The sequence below is a fragment of the Dictyobacter kobayashii genome (assembly GCF_003967555.1).
GTDB classification, from domain to species: domain Bacteria; phylum Chloroflexota; class Ktedonobacteria; order Ktedonobacterales; family Ktedonobacteraceae; genus Dictyobacter; species Dictyobacter kobayashii.
On record NZ_BIFS01000002.1, the window covers coordinates 2,009,468 to 2,030,185 of the forward strand.

At 50.5% G+C, this 20,718-nt stretch carries 21 protein-coding genes; 17 read left to right on the forward strand and 4 right to left on the reverse strand.

Annotated features, from left to right (window positions below; translation table 11 throughout):
• Positions 1-121 precede the first annotated feature (121 nt).
• Both EL645_RS35165 and EL645_RS35170 read left to right on the forward strand, forming a co-directional pair.
• The gene (locus EL645_RS35165) at positions 122-496 is read left to right on the forward strand and encodes an MBL fold metallo-hydrolase (RefSeq protein WP_161977945.1); all 375 of its coding nucleotides are present in this window, start codon (positions 122-124) and stop codon (positions 494-496) included.
• Positions 472-1,059: an MBL fold metallo-hydrolase gene (locus tag EL645_RS35170; protein WP_126557083.1), complete on the forward strand. Its 588-nt coding sequence runs from the start codon at positions 472-474 to the stop codon at positions 1,057-1,059. Before EL645_RS35165 ends, EL645_RS35170 begins: the two co-directional genes overlap by 25 nt.
• Positions 1,060-1,102: 43 nt before the next feature.
• Here the strand turns inward: EL645_RS35170 and EL645_RS35175 are convergent, their stop codons facing one another.
• Together EL645_RS35175 and EL645_RS35180 are read right to left on the reverse strand one after the other, a co-directional pair.
• Positions 1,103-1,525, reverse strand: a complete 423-nt coding sequence (locus tag EL645_RS35175; protein WP_126557084.1) for an ACT domain-containing protein — start codon at positions 1,523-1,525, stop codon at positions 1,103-1,105.
• 163 nt (positions 1,526-1,688) lie between these two features.
• A complete protein-coding gene (locus EL645_RS35180) occupies positions 1,689-2,663 on the reverse strand; it encodes a helix-turn-helix transcriptional regulator (protein WP_161977946.1) in 975 nt (324 codons plus the stop codon).
• A 314-nt stretch (positions 2,664-2,977) separates the two neighbouring features.
• Between EL645_RS35180 and EL645_RS39765 the strand changes: the two genes are divergently transcribed.
• From EL645_RS39765 to EL645_RS35235, 13 genes are all read left to right on the forward strand, one after another.
• Entirely contained in the window at positions 2,978-3,130 is a 153-nt protein-coding gene (locus tag EL645_RS39765) for a hypothetical protein (protein WP_161977947.1), read from the forward strand.
• A 151-nt stretch (positions 3,131-3,281) separates the two neighbouring features.
• The gene (locus EL645_RS35185; RefSeq protein WP_161977803.1) at positions 3,282-4,247 is read left to right on the forward strand and encodes an IS4/Tn5 family transposase DNA-binding protein; all 966 of its coding nucleotides are present in this window, start codon (positions 3,282-3,284) and stop codon (positions 4,245-4,247) included.
• Positions 4,244-4,486 carry a transposase gene (locus EL645_RS46055; protein WP_371865844.1) on the forward strand — a complete coding sequence of 81 codons (243 nt, stop codon included), beginning with the start codon at positions 4,244-4,246 and terminating at the stop codon, positions 4,484-4,486. Before EL645_RS35185 ends, EL645_RS46055 begins: the two co-directional genes overlap by 4 nt.
• The gene (locus EL645_RS43470; RefSeq protein WP_371865777.1) at positions 4,423-4,713 is read left to right on the forward strand and encodes an IS4 family transposase; all 291 of its coding nucleotides are present in this window, start codon (positions 4,423-4,425) and stop codon (positions 4,711-4,713) included. The genes EL645_RS46055 and EL645_RS43470 overlap by 64 nt, the downstream gene beginning before the upstream one ends.
• Before the next feature lie 701 nt (positions 4,714-5,414).
• Positions 5,415-7,274, forward strand: coding sequence for an ABC transporter ATP-binding protein (locus tag EL645_RS35200; protein WP_126557086.1), 1,860 nt, complete (start codon positions 5,415-5,417; stop codon positions 7,272-7,274).
• 5 nt (positions 7,275-7,279) lie between these two features.
• The gene (locus EL645_RS35205) at positions 7,280-8,533 is read left to right on the forward strand and encodes an ABC transporter ATP-binding protein (RefSeq protein ID WP_126557087.1); all 1,254 of its coding nucleotides are present in this window, start codon (positions 7,280-7,282) and stop codon (positions 8,531-8,533) included.
• Positions 8,530-9,141, forward strand: coding sequence for an ABC transporter ATP-binding protein (locus EL645_RS35210; RefSeq protein ID WP_161977948.1), 612 nt, complete (start codon positions 8,530-8,532; stop codon positions 9,139-9,141). The genes EL645_RS35205 and EL645_RS35210 overlap by 4 nt, the downstream gene beginning before the upstream one ends.
• Positions 9,142-9,758: 617 nt before the next feature.
• Positions 9,759-10,685, forward strand: coding sequence for a peptide ABC transporter substrate-binding protein (locus tag EL645_RS44820; RefSeq protein WP_161977949.1), 927 nt, complete (start codon positions 9,759-9,761; stop codon positions 10,683-10,685).
• Positions 10,628-11,494, forward strand: a complete 867-nt coding sequence (locus tag EL645_RS44825; RefSeq protein WP_126557090.1) for an ABC transporter substrate-binding protein — start codon at positions 10,628-10,630, stop codon at positions 11,492-11,494. The genes EL645_RS44820 and EL645_RS44825 overlap by 58 nt, the downstream gene beginning before the upstream one ends.
• Positions 11,495-11,609: 115 nt before the next feature.
• Positions 11,610-12,572, forward strand: coding sequence for an ABC transporter permease (locus EL645_RS35225; protein WP_126557091.1), 963 nt, complete (start codon positions 11,610-11,612; stop codon positions 12,570-12,572).
• A 12-nt stretch (positions 12,573-12,584) separates the two neighbouring features.
• Positions 12,585-13,343, forward strand: a complete 759-nt coding sequence (locus tag EL645_RS43480; protein WP_246035685.1) for an ABC transporter permease — start codon at positions 12,585-12,587, stop codon at positions 13,341-13,343.
• Entirely contained in the window at positions 13,343-13,720 is a 378-nt protein-coding gene (locus tag EL645_RS43485; RefSeq protein WP_246035686.1) for an ABC transporter permease, read from the forward strand. The genes EL645_RS43480 and EL645_RS43485 overlap by 1 nt, the downstream gene beginning before the upstream one ends.
• A gap of 298 nt (positions 13,721-14,018) precedes the next feature.
• Complete coding sequence (locus EL645_RS35235; protein WP_136625348.1) at positions 14,019-15,734, forward strand: ATP-binding protein; 1,716 nt, start codon at positions 14,019-14,021, stop codon at positions 15,732-15,734.
• 49 nt (positions 15,735-15,783) lie between these two features.
• On the opposite strand, the gene EL645_RS35240 is transcribed toward EL645_RS35235, so the two are convergent.
• Positions 15,784-16,662 (reverse strand): MFS transporter, encoded by an 879-nt coding sequence (locus EL645_RS35240; protein ID WP_126557093.1) that lies wholly within the window; start codon positions 16,660-16,662, stop codon positions 15,784-15,786.
• A 340-nt stretch (positions 16,663-17,002) separates the two neighbouring features.
• Here EL645_RS35240 and EL645_RS35245 point away from each other — a divergent pair, with 340 nt between their 5' ends.
• Both EL645_RS35245 and EL645_RS35250 read left to right on the forward strand, forming a co-directional pair.
• Positions 17,003-19,627 (forward strand): PAS domain-containing sensor histidine kinase, encoded by a 2,625-nt coding sequence (locus tag EL645_RS35245; RefSeq protein ID WP_161977950.1) that lies wholly within the window; start codon positions 17,003-17,005, stop codon positions 19,625-19,627.
• Positions 19,628-19,699: 72 nt separating this feature from the next.
• Positions 19,700-20,164 (forward strand): response regulator, encoded by a 465-nt coding sequence (locus tag EL645_RS35250; protein WP_126557095.1) that lies wholly within the window; start codon positions 19,700-19,702, stop codon positions 20,162-20,164.
• A gap of 143 nt (positions 20,165-20,307) precedes the next feature.
• Here EL645_RS35250 and EL645_RS35255 read toward each other — a convergent pair whose 3' ends face one another.
• Complete coding sequence (locus tag EL645_RS35255) at positions 20,308-20,670, reverse strand: hypothetical protein (protein WP_126557096.1); 363 nt, start codon at positions 20,668-20,670, stop codon at positions 20,308-20,310.
• Positions 20,671-20,718 lie beyond the last annotated feature (48 nt).

Below are 20,718 nucleotides of genomic sequence, written 5' to 3' on the forward strand. Positions count from 1 at the left end.
TAAACAATCGGCCGCTGTATCTGGCTCTATCAGGTTGAATTTTTACCCCCAAACATGTTACTCTGGGGCTGGAAAAGCTTTTCACAGCTTTATATTCTGGAAGCGAGGTTGCGGTTTTTTTATGGAGAATCATTTTCCTGCGACAATTTCACCATATTTTCAATTGGAACAGGTGGCAGAAGGTATCTATGCGGCAATCGTCAAAGAGGGGGCCGGTGCCTGGGGAAACGCAGGCATTGTGGATCTGGGAGGGCAGACGCTTGTTTTTGATACATTCAATACGCCTCAAGCTGCGCAGAATTTGCGTGCTATAGCTGAGCAGATTACCGGGCATGCAGTAACTTATGTCGTTAATAGCCATCATCATAGCGACCATATTTCAGGCAATCAGGTATTTGAGGGCGCGACAATCTTTGCTACCGATACTACCTTTGATTTGATGCGCACCAAGGGGCGGCCCGTTTTGAGCGTATGCGTACCCAACCTATGCCGTTAGAGAAAATGGAGGCTGCTTTAGCTCAAGAGCAAGATCCCCGCTTGCGCCGTGATCTGACTGCTTACCTTAACGAGATGCGCCAGGTGGCAAACGCCCTGCCAATCCTGACATTGCGCTTGCCGGATGTCACTTTTGAGCAGCGCCTGGTCTTTGCCGGCTCAAAGCGGGCCGCAGTTTTGCTGACTTTCGGCGGCGGCCACAGTCCCAGCGACGCCTTTTTGTATTTTCCCGAAGAAGGGCTGGCGTTTATGAGCGACCTGATCCAGGTAGATTTTCATCCTGCCATGCATGATGGAGATCCAGGTGAATGGCTACAGATTCTGGCACGTGTTGAAGCGTTGCAACTGAACACCATTGTTCCTGGCCATGGTCCTGTCTGTAGCGGACAGGCGATTGGACAGCTCGCGCAGTATATTCAAGTATTGGCGCAAATGGTTGAAGATGCTGGCTCACTTGAAGAACTATTGGTTCAGGACATGCCAGCCTTCTGCGCTTCCTGGCAGGCGGCTCCTATATTTAAAGAAAATCTGGAATTCTTATACCAGCGGGCGCATAACCTGTAATTTTGCGGTTGCTCAGCAGGTTATACGCTCGCTGGCCTATGGCTTACTGGATGGTATGGGGGGCTGTGGCCTTATTTTCACTACGTATGGTGTGTCCCGCCTGCGCCAGGATCTGGATGGCTAGATTAAGGTTCTCCTCCTGAACCAGCACATGTCCAGTATCATAGGTGGTGGCGGTAAAAACGCTGAGTCCTGCTTCCGCCAGAGGGGCCAGGACTGAGGACATGATGCCCGCCGTGTCTGGTGTAAATGGCCCCTCGATACGCAGGCAGCGCCAGCCTTTGGTATAAATAACTTCGTCCGGGATATTCTCCTGTGGACAAATGATCGAGAGTTCCTCATCTGTTTTGGTAATGGCTACAAAATTTCCATTTAACATCTCAGTTGAGATCCGAGTTGTAGGATCTAAACGGCAGATGGCCAGCGTATCTGGTTGAAGCGTGAGAATAAGCCGTTTGTTTGTCATGATGACCTGTTACCTCTTCTTCTCGTAAGGCATCTTTAGCTTTAAGCTTCAACTTTGAAGTTGTTTTTTTCTCTTACACCCTTGTAGTGTGCCATATTCTTTACGGTTTCTCAATAGCAGATCGGGGTTATGACTTCTTAATCGTACGCGGAGAGTATATTGTTTAGCTATACATTTTTGCGATGGCATGGGCGGTTGAAGCTACGGTGGCGCGTACTTGTTGAGGTTCCAGGACGGTGGCGTCTGCCCCTAATCCGAGCGCGTAGGAGATCGCGTCATCAAGAGATTCGACATTGACCTGCACGATGGCACTGCCATCAGGCTCTTCTTTCAAAATACTGACATCGCCATGCAGGGGACTATAGCGAGCATTGGCGGTCACGCGAAGTTTCAGGCTAATGGGTGGTTGTTGTTTTTCTATCTGTTTGCGTGCTTCACGCCAATAAGCATGCAAGTCAAAATCTGGTCGTGGGACAATACTTTCTGTACGTACATAAACTTGCTCGATATCAATGACACGGAACGTATGAAATGACTGACAGCATTGGCAAAATGCGACCAGGTACCAGCGTCCTATGCGCGCATGACGCCGGCTAAGTCCTTTAAATACTAATCCATAAGGTTCAATGCGGCGCCACAAAATACCGGCACTTGCGAACCTATCGCAACTACTACCGGGATAAAGGATATCCAGTTGATATGAACCCAGCACAGCGGCCCGCACTGTTTCCAGGTGGGTCGGTTCCGTTGTCGCATTGCACCATGCGGATGTGTCAACCAGAATATGTTCACGTGCCGTTCTGACATCCGCCTGATATTCTTCTGGCAGTACAGCCTCCAGCTTAACCAGGGCGCGATGCAGATCTGTATCTCCGGCAAAAAGGTTATAGTTACCAGCGATATCGGCACTTAAAATCAGCGAAATAGCCTCTTCGCGTGTAAAGATAGCTGACTCTAAATGATAGTCCTCTGGTAAATAATAGCCTCCCCCTGGCCCATACTCCATCGAAACTGGTACGTGCGCGAGAGATAGTGTAATGATGTCTCGATAGATAGTGCGTATTGAGACGCCCAAAATGTCGGAGAGACGCTTTGCCGTCATTTTTCCTCGTGCCTGCAGCAATAGTGTGATTGCCACAAGTCGTTCAGTCTTTTGCATATCTTTTATTATGTGCTACTCATCCATAAAAAACAAGAGGGGGTTGTGCTTGACAAAAACGTGTTTTTGTCAAGCGGATCTGTTATCTGCCTGGTCCGCCGCAGGCGTCCAATAGGAAGTGAAGAGTTTGTCAGGGGACACCCCTGAAACCCCGGCCAAGGGCTGCCGCCCTTAGCGATCCCGCTCGCGCAAGCCCGGGCTGAAGTGGTCGGGGACCCCATACTAGGCTTGCTGCCTTAGCGATCCCGCTCGCGCAAGCCCGGGCTGAAGTGGTCGGGGACCCCATACTAGGCTTGCTGCCCTTAGCGATCCCGCTCGCGCAAGCCCGGGCTGAAGTGGTCGGGGACCCCATACTAGGCTTGCTGCCCTTAGCGATCCCGCTCGCGCAAGCCCGGGCTGAAGTGGTCAGGGAAGGGGCCGGCCAGCAGAGGTGGCAGCCTCTATAGCGGGGAGGTGCAGGAGGGGTCGGGCAGGCCCTCCTGCCGGGGTCTGACTTTTTATCACATTTTTAGTCGTTGAATCGTGGAAGCAGAAAAACCACGGTTCTTGGTGCACATGCCATTGGAACGACCAAGAACGAAAAGAAAGGAGAAGGTGATGTTGTCTCCAGCAATCTTGTTGTCGTCTCAGCAGTGGGCTCAAGCCACCTTTGGCTCGGTCCAACTGGGCGATCCACGTCGTGTGCAGCGTGCCGTCGATCTTGCGTTCCACCTTGCGCAGCATCCACAAGCGTCTCTGCCCGGTGTGTTGAGCCCGGCGGGCTTGGAAGCGGCCTATCGATTTGTGCATTCGTCGCATACCTCGTATGAACATCTGGTTGCTCCCCACCTGCAACACACACGGCAAGCATGCCACCAGCAGGCACAGGTCTTGTTGATTCAGGATACCACAGAGATGGATTACCAGGCTCATCCTACGACGCGTGGACTGGGGCCCATTGGCAACGGAACGCATCACGGCTTTCTGTTGCAAAGCGTCCTGGCTGTTGTACCTCAGCACGATCAGTTGTTGGGATTGGCTCATCAAGAACCCTTTTTGCGCCAGCCAGCCCCTGAGAAAGAGAGCAAGCAACAACGCTGGAAACGCGAACGGGAATCGGAGGTATGGGAGCGCAGTGTGCGCATCCTGGGCTCGCCTCCTGCTGGCAGTCAATGGATTCATATGGGCGACCGCTACAGTGACATCTTTGCGTTCATGCGCCAATGTCGAGAGCAGGGGTGTGATTTTCTCGTCCGGGCCTATGAAGATCGCTGTATTGATCTGTTGGTGGAACAAGGAGAGACACCGGTGCCCCCACGATCGCATCATCATCGTAGCCCCACGCTGCATTTGCTGGAGGTGGTCAAGCAGATGCCCATTCGGTCGAGCATGTGGCTGGAACTCAAGAGTAGCCAGAAACACCCGGCCCGCAAGGCCCTTTTGGCCGTGAGTTGGCAGCCCGTGCGTCTGTTGCCTCCCCGCACACGGGAAGCCAACCAGTGGCGTCCGCTGGTGATCTGGGTCATCCGTGTGTGGGAACCTGATCCCCAGAAGGGGTTGAAGCCTTGGACTGGATCTTGTTGACCTCGGTCCCCACCCACACGGCAACTCAAGCCCAAGAGCGGGTCGAGTGGTATCGCAGGCGTTGGATTGTTGAGGACTATCACCAAGGTCTCAAGACGGGATGCCATATGGAAGAACGAGAGATTCGGGATTACGAGGGGTTGCGAACGTTGCTGGGCATCATTGCCCCATTGCCGTGCGCTTGTTGCAATTGCGTGTGCTTTCGCGTCAATGTCCTGACGAGCTGGCACGGGCAGTGATACCCACTGATATTGTCCTGGTGGTGGCTCATTTGAGTGGGCATCCAGCAAAAACCATGACGGTGCAGCAATGCTGGCATGGCATTGCACGTCATGGTGGCTACTTGGGTCGCAAAGGCGATGGCCCACCTGGATGGAAAACCTTGTGGTTGGGGTGGATGTATATCCAGAACGTGTTGCAGGGAATGCAACTCGCTTCCCTCCTTTCGAATCAACTAGATTTGTGATAAAAAGTCAGGCCGGGGTGCGGGGTGTCCCCAACAATCTCCCCTCCCAGCGGCCGAAGACGGGGAAAGCGGGGAAGCAAGGGGCGGCGAGCCCCTTGACTGGAGGTTGAGGGGCCGTGCCCTCAACCTCACCTTTTTTTACGCGTAGGGGAAAGTGGGGAGGTGCAGGAGGGGTCGGCCAGTCCCTCTTGCTGGGGTTTGGGTGTCCCCAACAAACTCCCCTCCCAGCCGCCGACGGTGGGGAAAGCGGGGCGGCGAGCCCCTTGACTGGGGGGTTGGGGGCTGTGCCCCCAATCTCTTCCTCTCCTCTCTCCTTGCCGCCTTCGGCGGCAAGGAGAGAGCCCCAAAAAAAGAAAAATAGTGCAGAATCAGCATTTTTCCGGGAATAAATTTTTATTCCCGGAAAAAGAATAAAACCCAATTACCGAAATTTCCAAAAAAGAAGTACAATGACTGACAAACATATGTCAGCCATTTCCTTTTAGACTTTGAAGAGATGATACTAACCTGTCACATCCATCGATGTATGTGATTTATCGTCAAGCACTACTTGTGCGATATCTTCCATGCGACCGGTGCTAAGTGGCAGCGTAATAGGTCATTTTTGTTTTATGGGCATAGCCAGAAATGCCCCGACGTGCGATGAGTATGTGTATGGGGAATCTTTGTGATAAGGCACGTCAAGAAAGGATTTATCTGGAATGCAGGTAACACAGGCCAATCAGCAATCTTCTTCATCTTCTAGTAAGACTCAATTAAAAGAAAATTGGCGCATTTATATGCGCATCATTAAGCTGTTGCGCCCCCATTGGGGTCAGGCAATTGCGACGGTAATCTGTATTGCGCTGGCAACAGGTTTTTCGTTGATGGTGCCCTGGCTGTTGGAATGGGTCGTCGATGTAGGTATTCGTAGTGGGCGTTTTCAAGACCTGCTCTGGATCGCTCTGGCGATTCTGGTCACCAGCGGGTTGCGTGGCCTTTTCTCGTACGGGCAGGGTTACTTCTCGCAGGCTATCTCGTCGTTGGTAGCCTATGATTTGCGTAATATGCTCTACGATCATTTACAGCACCTCAGTTTTTCATTTCACGATGATTCTGAAACCGGTCAGCTGATGTCGCGCATGACAGCTGACATTGAAGCTGTACGTAACTTTTTCCCTATGGGGCTGATGCGTGCGCTGGTAGCAGTGGTTACTTTTGTCTCTGTGACAGTTTTATTATTGCGACTTGATGTATATCTGGCTCTTATTACGTTAATTTCAGTCCCCATCATGCTAGTCCTCTCAGCCCAGGTTGTCAAGCGTTTGCGACCTTTGTGGTTGTCCGTGCAAAATGGCGTAGGCGATTTAAGCACAATTATGCAGGAAAGTTTGAGTGGGGTGCGGGTCGTGAAGTCTTTTGCTCGTGAAGAGTATGAGATTGAGAAATATGGTACCAAGAACCTGGAACTGCGCGAGCTCAATATGAGCGCGATGCGTCTCTCGGCCTGGAATCAGCCTTTGCTGGTCCTTTCACTCAACGTGGTGACGGTACTGGTGTTGTGGGTTGGTGGTATTGCCGTCATTAACCGTACGTTGAGCCTGGGTACGCTGGTAGCAGTAACGAATTATATCTTGCTTCTAGGTGCGCCGGTACGTACATTTGGTTTTATGATTAACTGGTGGGTGCGTGGTCTGTCGGGTGGGACGCGCATTTTTAGTGTTCTGGATACTCCTTCTGATATTACTGATGCACCTAATGCTAAAATCTTGCAAAAAGTGGCGGGCCATGTGCGCTATGAGAATGTATCCTTTGCGTATAGTAATGGCGTTGAAGTTTTGCATGATCTTACCATCGATGCTGAGCCTGGTCAGACCATCGCTATTCTGGGTCCGACTGGTAGTGGCAAGAGCTCTATGTTGCATTTGTTACCACGTTTTTATGATACCAAAGATGGACGGGTACTGGTCGATGGCTCAGATGTCCGCGATGTCACATTGGCCTCGTTACGGCGCAACATTGGCCTGGTGTTGCAAGATGTCTTTTTGTTCAACGCAACGATCCGCGAAAACATTGCCTATGGTGTGTCGGCTGCGACTGATGAGCAGATTATTGAAGCCGCTAAAGCGGCCCGTATCCATGATTTCATTCTGGCATTGCCCGATGGTTATGATACCTGGGTTGGTGAGCGTGGTGTTACCTTGTCTGGTGGTCAGAAACAACGTGTAGCGATTGCCCGCACACTCTTGTTGGACCCCAGCATTCTGGTGTTGGATGACTCTACATCCAGTGTGGATATGGAGACAGAATACCTGATTCAGCAGGCGCTAGAGGAAGTGATGCGCGGGCGCACTACCTTTGTGGTGGCTTCCCGTTTGCGTACCATTAAGAATGCTGATCAGATTCTGGTGTTAGATCGCGGTAGTATTGTTGAGCGTGGTACCCATGACACATTGTTGAAGCGCAATGGCCCTTATGCCCGACTCTATGATTTACAACTGCGTGAACAGGAAGAGTTTGAGGCTCAGATGCTGGAAGCTGCTCCTCCTGATCTTGACCTGCAGACGGAGGTGTTACAGTGATTAAGATGAAGGCAAAAGAGGATAAGGCGGCCTCCTACGCTTCGTATAAACGCTCCCATACCTGGATTGAGAATAGCCTGGCCCATTCTGATGAAGATGAGGGCCTGGGTTTTGACTGGAAGCTGGTCAGTATGTTCTTCCCCTATATTGGGAAGTACAAGACGCCGGCAATCTGGAGCATGGTCTTGATGCTCGTTTATACCTTGCTCAACCTGCTCAATCCCTTGTTGATCGGGATCGCGATCGACAATTACATTACACATAATGATCTGGTTGGCCTGGGCGGGCTGAGTATCGTGTTCCTGGTTGTCAATATCGCGATGTGGCAGGCGCAATACTGGCAGGTCTGGTCCATGTCCTGGGCAGGTCAGCAGATCTTGTTCTTGCTGAGCGCGGATATGTTCACCCATCTGCAGCGTCTCTCATTAAGCTTCTATGACCATACACAGATTGGTCGTGTCATGTCGCGCTTACAGAGTGACATTGATGTGCTGGAGGCGATGCTGAGCTCTGGCTTGCTTTCAATGTTGGGTTCGGTAATCTCGCTGGTAGGTATTATCGTCTTGATGTTGATCATGAGCCCGTTACTGGCTTTGTTAACCTTTGTCGTGTTGCCGATTATGTTTATTATCGCGGCCTTCTGGCAGAAGCATGCGCAGAACTCGTTCCGGCGCACGCGTGCCTCGATCTCGCTGGTCAACTCGACGCTTCAGGAGAATATCTCCGGTATGCGGGTAATTCAGAGCCTGGTGCGTGAGGACCGCAACCGCTCAGAATTCGATGATTTAAATGCCTATAACCGGGATACCAACCTTGAGTCCAGTAAGATTGCGGCTCTAGTACTACCTCTGGTTGAGGTAGTGGCGGCCCTGGCCATCTGTCTGGCGGTTGTCTATGGTGGTTACCTGGTCTCCAAGGGTCAATTGCTGGTTGGTACACTGGTGGCCTTTGTGTTGTATATTAACCGCTTCTTTGATCCTATCCGTGATCTGAGCCAGCAATATACGCAGCTACAACGTTCAGGTGTGGCGGCTGAGCGCATTTTCCAGATTCTGAATATGAAGGTTGAGGTTCAAGATAAGCCAGATGCTCAAGAGCTACCAGAAATCAAGGGCGATGTTGATTTCCACGATGTCGTCTTCGGTTATAATCCTGAGCGTCCAGTGCTTAGAGGTCTGAACTGGCATATCCAATCTGGTCAGACGGTGGCTATCGTTGGCCAACCGGCGCTGGTAAGAGTACCATTATTAGTTTATTGACGCGTTTCTATGATATCCAGGGCGGCTCGATTACTATCGATGGCTATGATCTGCGCGATGTGACGCAAAAATCACTGCGCCGTCAGGTTGGTGTCGTACCGCAGGAGCCATTCCTGTTTACGGGAACCATTGGGGATAACATTCGCTATGGACGCCTGAATGCTACGGATGAAGAGGTGATGGAGGCCGCTAAAATTGTCGGTGCACATGAACTGATTATCCAGTTGCCCGATGGTTATAACACGCCTATTCGTGAACGTGGCCGTAACTTGAGTATGGGACAGCGCCAGCTCATCTCATTTGCGCGCGCGTTGCTGGCCGATCCCCATATCCTGATCCTGGATGAGGCTACCGCTAATATTGATACCTTCACTGAGGCGATTGTTCAGCAGGGACTGAAAAAGCTGCTGCATGGTCGGACTGCCTTTGTGATTGCTCACCGTCTCTCAACAATTAAAGATGCAGACTGTATCGTTGTGTTGCAGTCAGGCCAGATTGTTGAGCAAGGGACCCACAGTGAACTGTTGCAGAGTGAAGGTGAGTATGCATCGTTGTATGCGATGGGTTTCCGCCACGCTGCGGCTGCGGCTGCGGCTGCCAGTGCATAGGCATTTTGTATACAGGCGCTTTAGCGCCAGCACCTTATTGTTTTATTATGTGTTGTAGAAAATGTGCAGCGCACATTTTCTACAACACATAATAAAAAGAGTCGGGCGCGGCAGCGCACGCCCGCACAGTTACTAATGGGTTGGCAGAACATGTGTCGTGGCACATGTTCTGCCAGCCCATTAGTATTTTTTGGACCCCCTCTACAAACGCTGCAGCTTGTCTCAATGATTTTAACAAAAACCAATCTAAAAACGTGGGTGAACATAGGCATGAACGCCAGTGTTAAGGGACAAACCTCCTGCCAGAGAGCCATGGAGTCAGCTAAGCAGGCGCGGAAATTCCGCGCAATTTCCGCGCAAAAAGGCCTTTTTTCCGCGAACTTTATGGCTGGCTTTGTGTATCATATCCCTGTGTTCTGTGATGAGAACCATGTTCATATACTTCTTCTCCACTCCTTCGCATGCAAGGGACGTACCATCTACAAGGATAGTAAACGTAAATGGGAATGCGGTTGGTAGGTAGGGTTGGCTTAATATGTATGAGCATGCGCTTCCTGGGCGTGCCCCGATGCTCCACAGGCACGATGCAACTTACATATCGAGGAGTTAATCATTTTATGCGTTCTGGCAAAAAAATCACGACGATGATGCTGCCGACTCTCCTTTGTTTGTTTGGTGTCCTGCTAGCTGCTTGCGGTGGTGGTTCTGTGCCAGGAAGTGGTTCGGGCAGCGTAAACAAGACAAAGGCTCCTGACAATCAACAGGTGTATCGCTGGGCATTCCGCCTTCCTGACATCGCTTCTTTCGATCCAGGCATCGCGACCGACAACACATCTATTCAGGCTATCAACATGGCCTTTACTGGTCTGGTACAGTTAGATAACCAGCTCAATATTAAGCCTCAGTTGGCCCAGTCCTATGATATCTCGGACAAAGGTTTGACCTATACTTTCCATCTGCGACCTGATTTGAAGTTCAGTGATGGTACCAAACTGGATGCTAACGATGTGGCTTATAGCATCGACCGTGCTCTTTCCCCTGATATTAACAATCAGTCTGGTGTCGCTTTGACCTATCTAGGCCTGATTAAAAATGCCCCTGAGCGGACCGAAGGGAAAGTACCATCTGTCATTGGCACTGGTGTGATTGTAAAGGATCCCAATACCGTTGTAATTAAGCTGAATAAAGCGACGGGATACTTCCTGGGAGCTCTGACTTACCCAACCAGCTTTGTGGTTGAGAAAAGTGTCATCGACAAATATGGTAGCAAATGGACTGATCACCTGGCTGACAATGGTGGTCAGGGTGGTGATGGTCCCTTCAAAGTAAAAGAATATAGCCATTCAACTGGTATCAAATTTGTGCCAAACGATAATTACTATGGCAAAAAACCACAACTGAAAGAAGTTGATTATCTGCCTTTTAAAGATCGTCAGACAAGTTATAATTCCTATCTGGCTGACCAGGTAGATATCACTGATATCCCTTGCCACAGTATCGTCAGTCGAAGACTCGCCCTGATTTCAATCAGAATGATGCTCTGACAGTTTTCTATATTGGTATGAACTACAAAGTAAAACCTTTGGACAATATCAATATTCGTCAGGCTCTATCCCTGGCTCTGGACCGAGAGACCATTGTAAAGGCCGCTTACCAGGGTGCTTATACCCCAACCTGCCATATCGTTCCTAAAGGCCAGTATGGCTATGATGAGAATTTGAACTGCCCGGCTGGTGCTGATGTCCATGGCGACAAGCAGAAAGCTGTTCAACTGTTCGAAAAAGGTTTGCAAGAAGAGGGTCTGACACGTCAGACATTCCCTCAGATTACATTGACCTATCCGAATCAGTCGCAAGAATCTGCTAACGAGGTTGCTACCGAAGTACAGATGTGGAAGAGTGTGCTGGGTATCACTATCAATACTACTTCCATTAGCCAGAATAGCCTCTATACCGCTCAGGCACAGACACAGGGTAAAGATGGTCCATTGCAGATGTGGCTGGCTGGCTGGGGTGCTGACTTCCCAGATCCAGAGGACTGGATTACCTTGCAGTTCGGTGCTGGTGCACCAAACAACGCCTATAACTATGGCGACAACAATAGCAGCAATGTTGCAAGCCAGAAAGATCTGCAGAATCAGATGCTGGCCGCTGACGTCATGTCTGACAAAGCAGCTCGTTTGAAGGCTTACAACAAGATTGAGCAGCAGCTGGTCAACGATGTGGCCTGGTTGCCGATCTATCAGCGCCCTGACTTCCGCTTGATCAAATCATATGTGATCGGGATGAAGTTCTCGTCTGCATCAATCATTGCCCCGGATGATTGGGGAAATGTTTATATCGCGCAGCACTAAACACTGATTGCCTTACGAAAGAGGGTCGTCCTCGCAAGCAAGTCAACAGAAGTAAGGGATAGCGATACCCGTATCGCTATCCCTGCTTGACTAACAGGAGGGCAAGGAGTTTTGTATGATTCAATTTTTGTTGAAGAGGTTAATAGGCCTGATCTTTGTGGTAATCGGAGTTACCTTCATTACCTTTACTATGGGTTATTTTGCTCCTGATGACCCCATTAAGCAGTTGTTGGGACAGCACTATACTCAGGAAGCTTATCTACAGCTTAAACACGCATATCGCCTGGATCTACCTTTTTTTCAGCAATATTATAATTTCTTGATTGGATTATTCCATCTGGACTTTGGTTATTCTTTCCAATCCAAGGGCCGACCGGTCTGGGATATCTTAAAAGATGGCATCCCTGTCTCTATTGAACTGGGTATCTGGGCCCTGGTAGTACAACTGGCGCTGGGTATTCCACTGGGCATCTATTCAGCTTTAAAAGCTCGTACCTGGATAGATACCACTAATATGCTGGTGATGTTGATCATTTATGCATTGCCATCCTTTGTACTGGCTACCTTTGCGCAGGTGGCGTTGGTCTATCTGGATACTTCGATTCCAGGCCTGAACTGGCCAGTCTCTAACTGGGGTACACCCTGGCAGTATTCCTGGCCCGATATTCAATATAAGCTGGTGCCAATCCTTATTTATGGAGCAGCCGGTTTTGCTTATTATGCTCGACTGGCCCGTACAAGTATGCTAGAAGTGCTCAGCCAGGACTACATTCGCACCGCGCGTGCCAAGGGCCTGCTTGAGCGTGCAATCACCTTACGCCATGCGTTCCGTAATGCTTTGATCCCACTGGTCACGGTGGTCAGTGTTTCGTTAGGTTTCCTGGTTTCTGGTGCTTTCTTCATTGAGCATGTCTTCAACATCCCTGGTATTGCTGAGACAACCTTGTCTTCGGTTGGCGCAAGCGATTATCCGGTTATCCAGGCAACCACCGTTGTGCTTGCGATTACTGTTGTGCTTGGCAACCTGGTTTCTGACCTTTTGTATACCGTTGTTGACCCCAGAATTAAGTCAGAATAGGAGGACGTGTAGATGAAGGATCGTACAGAGCGAGGACCGAATTCTCCACAATATGCCCCTGGCGCCAGGTCATTCACTAAGCCTAGACTTGAGCCAGGTGTGATGGCTCCCGATAATACTGTGAAGCCATTGGAGCCAGAAATGGAGCCCATTGCTGCTGCTACCGAGGGTGGGCCACAGGAGCCACGTAAACAACATGCTACACCTTTCCAGGAGTCATTCCGCCGCTTCCGACGCGATAAGAAGGCCATGATTAGCCTGGGTGTGATTATATTCTTGATTGTGCTGGCGATTATTGGCCCACCGATCTATCAGCATATCGGCGGTACCTATAATAGCACGACGAATGGCCTGATCGGACCTGATCAGTATCACTCTTTTGCGCATGCTGAGGTTGATCGTGTGACTGAAGGGCCCTCTGCCCAATATTGGTTGGGAACCGATGGACTGGGACGCGATATTCTGGCCCGCATTATGCAGGGTGTGTTGATCTCGATCTCGGTAGCTGTATTGGTTGAGGTGGTGGACATTCTGCTGGGTATCCTGGTAGGTGTGCTGGCCGGCTATTATGGTGGCTGGATCGACTTCTTACTGGCTCGCTTTACCGATATTATGTTCGCTTTTCCAGGCCTGCTCTTCTTGATCCTTATTTCTGGTATCATGGGCCCCTGGGCTGATAAAAATTTGAACCATATACCAGTATTGGGGCTAATGGAAATGCTCGTCTGCTCCTGGTCTCGCTGGCCCTGGCCTTTACGATCTGGCCATTGATGGCCCGTTACGTCCGTGGTCAGACCTTGCAGTTGAAGCAGCAGCAGTATGTTGAGGCCGCCAAAACGTTGGGTAGCTCAGACTTCCAGATTATCCTGCGTCACATCATTCCTAACCTGTTTAGTATTGTTGTGATTGCTTCGACCTTGAACATTTCAAATACCATCATCTCTGAGGCTGGTATTAGCTTCCTTGGTCTGGGCGTACAAACTCCAGGTTCAAGTATTGGTCTGATGGTCTCCGATGGTTCACAGTACATTCGCACAAACGCCTGGATTGCGATTGTTCCTTGTATTGTGCTGGCAATTATCGTGCTGGCCTTCTCATTCCTGGGCGATGGTGTACGCGATGCTTTTGATCCACGCGCTAAAGACTAGTAGTGGTACTCACAGCAATCTACAAAAAGGGACTTGCATACAAGGCAAGTCCCTTTTTTTACTGCTCCCTTCCTTTGAAGGCCAGGATGTGATAGAGTATGGAGGTATAGCAGGAGCTATGGTTGGATGATGGTTGCGTTGGGTGTTCTTCACCAGGCTTGGATGCTGGGTTGACGGTTTGTGTGGGATGCACCTCTTTTCTTCTGATACACCTGGAAACTACAAAGTAGTTAATATTGTTTTGGATATCAATTTTTAATCGCAAAAGTATTTATATGAATATGGGGCAGTAACGGTCTTGAAAACTCCGATGGATGCTATTCAATTTGGCAAGTGGATGAGTGAGCGGCGGCGTAAGCGTGGCTGGTCAAGTCAGCGGGCATTGGTAGAAATGGTACGCCAGGACCCCTCCTTGAAGGAGGCGCGCATCTCTGAGGATTTTGTGGCGCGCCTGGAGGCTGGTCGGCTGGCTTATCCATTCAGGGGACGTGTACGCCAGCAGTTATTTGCGCTGGCCTGGTTGCTCTGCACAACTCCGCGTGAGGTGCAGGCCTATCTTCAGGCGGCCTCTCTACGCGAGTTGAGTACTGAGGAAACTGAATTGGTGCAGCGTCTTTATGACCATGTCTCTGTGCAGTCGACGAACTCCATCGAACTGTTGCCCGCCCGTCCACAACGTCTGCTGGGTCGAGAGCCGTTGGTGCAGGAGTTATTGAGCCAGTTGTGCACGCTTAAACATGGTGTTTGTTCCCTGACGGGTATGCCCGGGGTTGGGAAGAGCGCCCTGGCCTCTGAAGTCGTGCATCGCCTGGCCTCTGGAGGCCATCAGCATAGCTTCCATCATGGCATTATTACCCTCTCCTGTAAAGGTCGGCGTGGCACTCAGGGCCTGCTATCCTTGCTGCATGAGATCATTGATATCCTTTCTCCTTCCCAGGAATCCAGGGTGCAGGGACAGTCAGATGCTTCCATGATCTTTTTACTTGATCGTGTCGAGACCCATCTGGCCAGCGTGATCGATCAGGTGCGTATGCTGCTGATGGATAAAAATATTCTGTTCTTGCTGGATGATCTGGACGCGCAATTTCCTTTGCGTTCCGCCCTCGATGCCTTGCTAGGGAGCTCGCAGCATAGCGCGCTGCACTCAACCATGCAACATCGCAATGCTGCACGGCACGTGGTACTTACTACCAGCCGCCATATTCCGTCCCCGGCTTTGATCAATTATCATCATCATGTACAGCCATTATTACATACTGACGCCTGTGAGCTTTTTAATTCATTGATAGGCTCTGCTGCTGGTTTTGTTTATCCTCAGCAGGAACAAGCGGTTGCGCGGATCTTCCGTGCGCTTGGCTATCTTCCTCTGGCCATCGAACTGGTCGCTAATGCTGTAGCAGTAAGAGGAATTCCTGTAGATTTGCTGGCGCCCAACCTGGCTTTTGATCCATTCCACCCGTTGCTGGATAGTACAGGTGAGCTTTTTGAGCTTTTTGAGCAGGCGTTTAGCAATATTGGCCATGAGCAGCATGAGCATTTTGCGTTGCTGACTTTGTTAGGTCCACAGGCCTTTAGCCTGGAAGACGCAGCGGCGCTGTTCTGGCGTGAACGATGGGAAGAAGAAAACACAACTGCCTCACGTGTATCGTTACCCCCGCCAGGACGTCGTATTACTACGGCCTTGGAACCCTCGCGCACCTTTACCAGAGATAAAAATCCTCTCCAGGAGCGTGTGCGGTTAGATAAAGAGTTGGATAATACTTATGTGCCTTTTCAGACGCTGACTTCGACGGCGCTGGAGCTTGGCTACCTGGTGAATGATTCACTGCTGGAATGTGTGGCTAGCGAAAGGCAAGAGCAGCAGGATAGTAAGCAGCAGTATATATTGCATCCAATCTTGTATGCCTATGCGCGCAGCTGTGCCCAGCAACTACCCCAGGCGTATCTGGATGCGGTCTGGAGTAATTTTCAGGCGTATGTGGCCCACACAAGCAGGCAGCGCCTCTTATACTAGAGAGGCCGCCTGCTTGTATGAACGATTAGCCGTTAAGGTAAAAAAACGTCTAGGCCGGTTGCTCACTGGTCGAAAATTCGACATCATTATCTGTTTTTATAAACTCGATACCACGTGCCTCACGCCCCAGTGCCGTTAGAATCATCACCGCCACGAAGGCTCCCAATGAGAAAATTCCTAGTGCGGCCGTATAATTAGGAATTTTATTTTGTCCCATATTAGCTGCCAGGAGTGCCTGCGCGAAAATGATCTGGGCGGCAAACAGGTTTCCCAATTGATAAGCAAAGCCTGGGAATGTGCCGCGTACATCATTGGGCGAAAGCTCATTTAGATGCACCGGTACGACTCCCCACGCTCCCTGTACCATAAACTGTAGCAGGAAGGCGCCAATTGGTAATGTGTAGAGCAGGCTGATATTAGGAAGCTTTAGCCAGCCGGACCAGAGTGGTATCATGATGATACCCAGGCAACAGGCGACAATGATCGCTCTGCGCCTCCCCCAGCGTTGCGAGTAATAGCCAAACAGGGTTCCACCAATAATCGCCCCGACATTAGCGATTGCTGTAATAATGGTTGTCCCGGTCACTCCAATCTTAAGCTGTGCCTGCAAGAAGGTTGGATAGTTATCCTGCGTACCATGTGAGAGACAGTTGAATGCTGTCATTAATATAATCACATAGATAAACAGAAATGGACGACTGCTAATTGCTTGCCAGATACTTTGCCAGGGACTGATGCCCGCCGCACGGTGGCGTTGTTGTTGTTGTTCCCAGACCGGAGATTCAGGTACGTTGCTTCTAATAAAGACGACCAGCAAGGCTGGCAGCACGCCGATCACAAACAATGTACGCCAGTTTGCCAGTGGAGCCGGGAAGAAGTTGAACACCAGCGCGTAGACCAGCGCGGCAATCAGAGCGATAAGATTCATGTGTGGAGTGTGTGTGGTGGGCGGCCGCAGCCTCCTCCCTCCTGAAAACAGGGAGATCACGAGCAAGCGATACTATGGACCTTCTTTCCTATGTGGAGTGTATGGTGGGCGGCCGCAGCCGCCCACCATACACTCCACACTCCCAACCCGGCGCCGCAGGCGCCACAGAGGAAAATTTAAAAGCCCTGAATACTGTTGAAGGTAGTGGGTTTATACGTTGTAATATGCTAGAATGCAAAGGAAGGTTTCTCACAAGAATAGTGATATGCTTCGGCTTAAACTGGCATACTTACGAACCGGGAAGCCCTTTAGCGATCCCTTTTCAGAGGAGCACCCTGATATGCGACATAGACTGGATGCCGCCATTTCATCTAGCGCCGAAATACAACACTTGAATAAACTGGAGACTCTGCTTGAGGCTATTCCTGATGGGGTGGTAAAAGTTGATACAGCCGGTCGCTTGCAAAGTACTAATGAGGCTGCTCAGCGGCTCCTGGTCCGCATTGCCTCTGATGCATCAGAGGCAAAAGATATACTGAGGCCAGTGCGAGCAACCTCGCTACGCGCCCGTGATATTCAGGGGCATTTATTGACGGCCGATACCACTCCCATCACTCGCATGCTACGCGGTGAAACCCTGTCCGGCCAGCATGCTCCCATCATTCATTTCCCTACCAGGGACGGCCAGGAGTTATATTTACAGATTAGTGGGGCGCCGCTCCAGAATGAATTTGCTCAGACGGTGGGAGCGGTCGCTATTCTGCGTGATATGACCGAATATATGCAGCGTCGTCGCTATCTTGAAGAAATGTTGCTCCAGGGAGCGATTGAGCAGAGGCGTTTACGCGCTCGTGAGGAGCGTGCTCGTCATATTTCGGCCCTGGTTGCGGATTCTTCCTATTCGTATCAGTTACGTGTGGATGGCGATATTAAGCGGGAGTGGACAACTGATACTTTTAGCCGTATCACTGGATATATGCCTGAAGAAATTGATCGGCTGGGGTGGTTGAATCCGGTTCTCTATCATGTCGATGACCAGCCGGCAGTACAGGCCCGTAGAGAGGCATTATTAGCGGGTGCTTCGGATGTACGCGAATGGCGTTTTATCACCAGGAATGGAGAGATGCGCTGGCTACGTGACTCTTGCCATCCGGCCAGGGATCAGGTCAGTGGCTTTTTCCATGTCTATGGAGCTGTTCATGATATCACCAGCCATAAAGAGGCTGAGGAACAGATCTATCAACTAAGCCAGCAGTTATCTGTCACTTTTGCGGCAATTACTGATGGTGTCGTTGTCTATGATCGCGATGGACGCATATTACAAGTGAATCAGGCCGCGCGCGAGCTGGGAGCCTTTGATCTCATTGCTAATTTTTCAACTTTGCCCCTGGCAGAACGTATCCAGCTTGTACAGATGCGTTCAGATCAGCAGGCACTACCTTTAGAGCGGGCGCCATTCTATCGCGTGCTGCATGGTGAAATTCTTAGGGGGCCGCAGGTCGAAGATATTTTTATTACTGCTCTGGATGGCCGTCAACTCTGCCTCAATGTAAGTGGTGCCCCTATCCGGAACCTGGCGGATGAGATCATTGGGGCGGTCTTGATATTTCGTGATATGACGGTCCGGCGACGGCAAGAGTTGCGCACCCAGCACGCGCTGGATGCTTTGCTGGCGATGGCTGAAGCGCTGGTTCATTCGACCGAGCAGGTAACTTTTCCCGATAATATGGCCGATCAGGCAGCGTATATTTCAAGGCAAGAAGCTGTCCAGCATTTGCTCTCGCTGACCCGTGATCTTCTAGGGGCACGGGCGGCCTGTATTGTCACCATGGAGCCAGAGGCGCACCGCCTGGCCCCGGTGGCTGTCATGGGGCTGCCAGGTGAGCAAGAAGAGCGTTTCTGGGCGGATATGTCTCGCGCGCATCTGCATGATTATTTTCAACCTGAACTCTGTGAGCTACTTTTGGCCGGTGAGCCCGTTTTATTAGATATGGCAGAGTTACCAGGGATAAACATGCCTACTTATGGTATGCTCCAGATGCTGGTTGCTCCATTACACATCGGCGAACAATGCCTGGGTTTGCTGGCGGTGGACGCTCCTTCAGTTGAGCAGGAATATCCTCTCCATGAAGCGCTGGTCCTGTTAAAAGTAATTGGTAAATTGACGGCCCTGGTTATTGAGCGTGAACGCTTGATCCATGAGCGCATCATTGCTCAGGCGCGTGCGTTAGCTGAGAGCGAGGCGAATCGTCAGAAAGACGAATTTTTGCGCCTGGCCAGCCATGAATTACGCACACCTTTAGCAACTATCCGGGCCAGCCTTCAGTTTACGCGGCGAAAACTAAACCATTTGCAAGAGCAAACAGCACAGGAAGATCCGCTGGAGCGTTTAGAGGAGATGCTCAATCGCGGCGAGCGCCAGGTCGCGGTTGAAAGTCGCTTGATTGGAGATTTGCTGGACGTTTCTCGTATACAAGAAGACCGGCTTGAGTTACAATCTAAATTATGCAATCTGTTAGACGTAGTACGTAATGTCGTCGCTGATCTACAGGCTGGTAATATGCTGCGCACCATCCGGGTGATAGTGCCAGAGGGCGAAGATATGATCCCTGTCGTTGCTGACGTGGAACGTATTGGACAGGTACTCACAAATTATTTAAACAATGCGATTAAATATTCACCTGTCGATAAAGCCATCAAAGTATATTTCGAGCTAGAAGAAACGGTTGTGCGGGTTGCTGTCTGCGATGATGGTCCAGGCCTGGCACAGGAAGTTCAAACAAAGGTGTGGGAGCGTTTTTATCAGGTACCTAATCGTATCGTTTATAGTGGATCATCTGGCCTGGGCTTAGGGCTCTATATTTGCCAGAAGATCATTCGCCAGCATTATGGGCAGGTTGGCGTCAAAAGTAGTCCGGGTCAGGGAGCCACTTTCTGGTTTACTTTACCCCTGGCCCTGTCATGAACTATGGGCACATATGAGAACATACCCAACCAGGGAAATACGAACAACCAGCTTAGCAGAAAAGAGAGGAATATGGATCGTAGCACACAGGCACCCTTGCTGTTGATCGAAGACAACGACGAGGACGTAGAACTCATAGAGTGGGCCTTAAAGAAACTTTCGATTACTATTCCTCTAGTTCGGTGTGCGGATGGAGAGGAGGCCCTGGATTACCTGTATCATCGCAATAACTACAGTGATCCTCAGCAATCCCCCATCCCCGCCCTGATTCTGTTAGATTTACAACTGGTAGCTGTAGATGGGCTTGAAGTTCTGCAGGAGATTAAGCAAGACGAACGTTTGCGTATGATACCAGTTATTGTCTGGACGTCATCTTCCGACGAGCACGATATAGAAATCAGCTTTAAACAAGGAGCCAGCAGCTATATACTGAAACCCATGAGCGTTCAGCGCTTGCTTGCTATCATTGAAATGCTCAATCAATACTGGTTTGGAGTGGCCACCCTACCAGAAAAAACCGTTCTAATGCCCGAGTAAATGAATACCCCTCGTTTTGATGTGTGAGCAGCTAGCCATCCGCAGACAGTACTAATGGCGTCGCAAACAAGTAGTTGGTCTGGTTAGTCATCCCAACCCTCGTTTGAGATACTAACAGCGTCGCAAACAAGTAGTTGGTCTGGTTAGTCATCCCAACCCTCGTTTGTGGTATTAATGGCGTCGCAAACAAGCAGATAGAGCAGCAAGTCATCCCAACCCTTGTTTGAGGTGTGCATTGTGGGCGGCCGCCCGTAGGCAGTACTAATGGCGTCGCAAACAAGCAGATGGAGAAGCGAGTCATCCCAACCCTCGTTTGAAGCACCAACGGCGTCGCAAACAAGCAGATGGAGAAGCGAGTCATCCCAACCCTCGTTTGAAGCACCAACGGCATCACAAACAAGCAGATGGGGCAGCGAGTCATCCCAACCCTCGTTTGAAGCACCAATGGCGTCGCAAACAAGCAGATGGGGCAGCGAGTTATCCCAACCCTCGTTTGAGGTGTGCATTGTGGGCGGCCGCAGCCGCCCACAATGCACACCTCAAACCCCAACCCG

Excerpts from the sequence above, each read along its gene's own strand:
- EL645_RS35165 (WP_161977945.1), top strand. The coding sequence starts at position 122 with ATGGAGAATCATTTTCCTGCGACAATTTCACCATATTTTCAATTGGAA.
- EL645_RS35170 (WP_126557083.1), top strand. The coding sequence starts at position 472 with ATGCGTACCCAACCTATGCCGTTAGAGAAAATGGAGGCTGCTTTAGCT.
- EL645_RS35175 (WP_126557084.1), bottom strand. The coding sequence starts at position 1,525 with ATGACAAACAAACGGCTTATTCTCACGCTTCAACCAGATACGCTGGCC.
- EL645_RS35185 (WP_161977803.1), top strand. The coding sequence starts at position 3,282 with ATGTTGTCTCCAGCAATCTTGTTGTCGTCTCAGCAGTGGGCTCAAGCC.
- EL645_RS35200 (WP_126557086.1), top strand. The coding sequence starts at position 5,415 with ATGCAGGTAACACAGGCCAATCAGCAATCTTCTTCATCTTCTAGTAAG.
- EL645_RS35205 (WP_126557087.1), top strand. The coding sequence starts at position 7,280 with ATGAAGGCAAAAGAGGATAAGGCGGCCTCCTACGCTTCGTATAAACGC.
- EL645_RS44820 (WP_161977949.1), top strand. The coding sequence starts at position 9,759 with ATGCGTTCTGGCAAAAAAATCACGACGATGATGCTGCCGACTCTCCTT.
- EL645_RS35225 (WP_126557091.1), top strand. The coding sequence starts at position 11,610 with ATGATTCAATTTTTGTTGAAGAGGTTAATAGGCCTGATCTTTGTGGTA.
- EL645_RS43480 (WP_246035685.1), top strand. The coding sequence starts at position 12,585 with ATGAAGGATCGTACAGAGCGAGGACCGAATTCTCCACAATATGCCCCT.
- EL645_RS43485 (WP_246035686.1), top strand. The coding sequence starts at position 13,343 with ATGGCCCGTTACGTCCGTGGTCAGACCTTGCAGTTGAAGCAGCAGCAG.
- EL645_RS35240 (WP_126557093.1), bottom strand. The coding sequence starts at position 16,662 with ATGAATCTTATCGCTCTGATTGCCGCGCTGGTCTACGCGCTGGTGTTC.
- EL645_RS35245 (WP_161977950.1), top strand. The coding sequence starts at position 17,003 with ATGCGACATAGACTGGATGCCGCCATTTCATCTAGCGCCGAAATACAA.
- EL645_RS35250 (WP_126557095.1), top strand. The coding sequence starts at position 19,700 with ATGGATCGTAGCACACAGGCACCCTTGCTGTTGATCGAAGACAACGAC.
- EL645_RS35255 (WP_126557096.1), bottom strand. The coding sequence starts at position 20,670 with ATGCACACCTCAAACGAGGGTTGGGATAACTCGCTGCCCCATCTGCTT.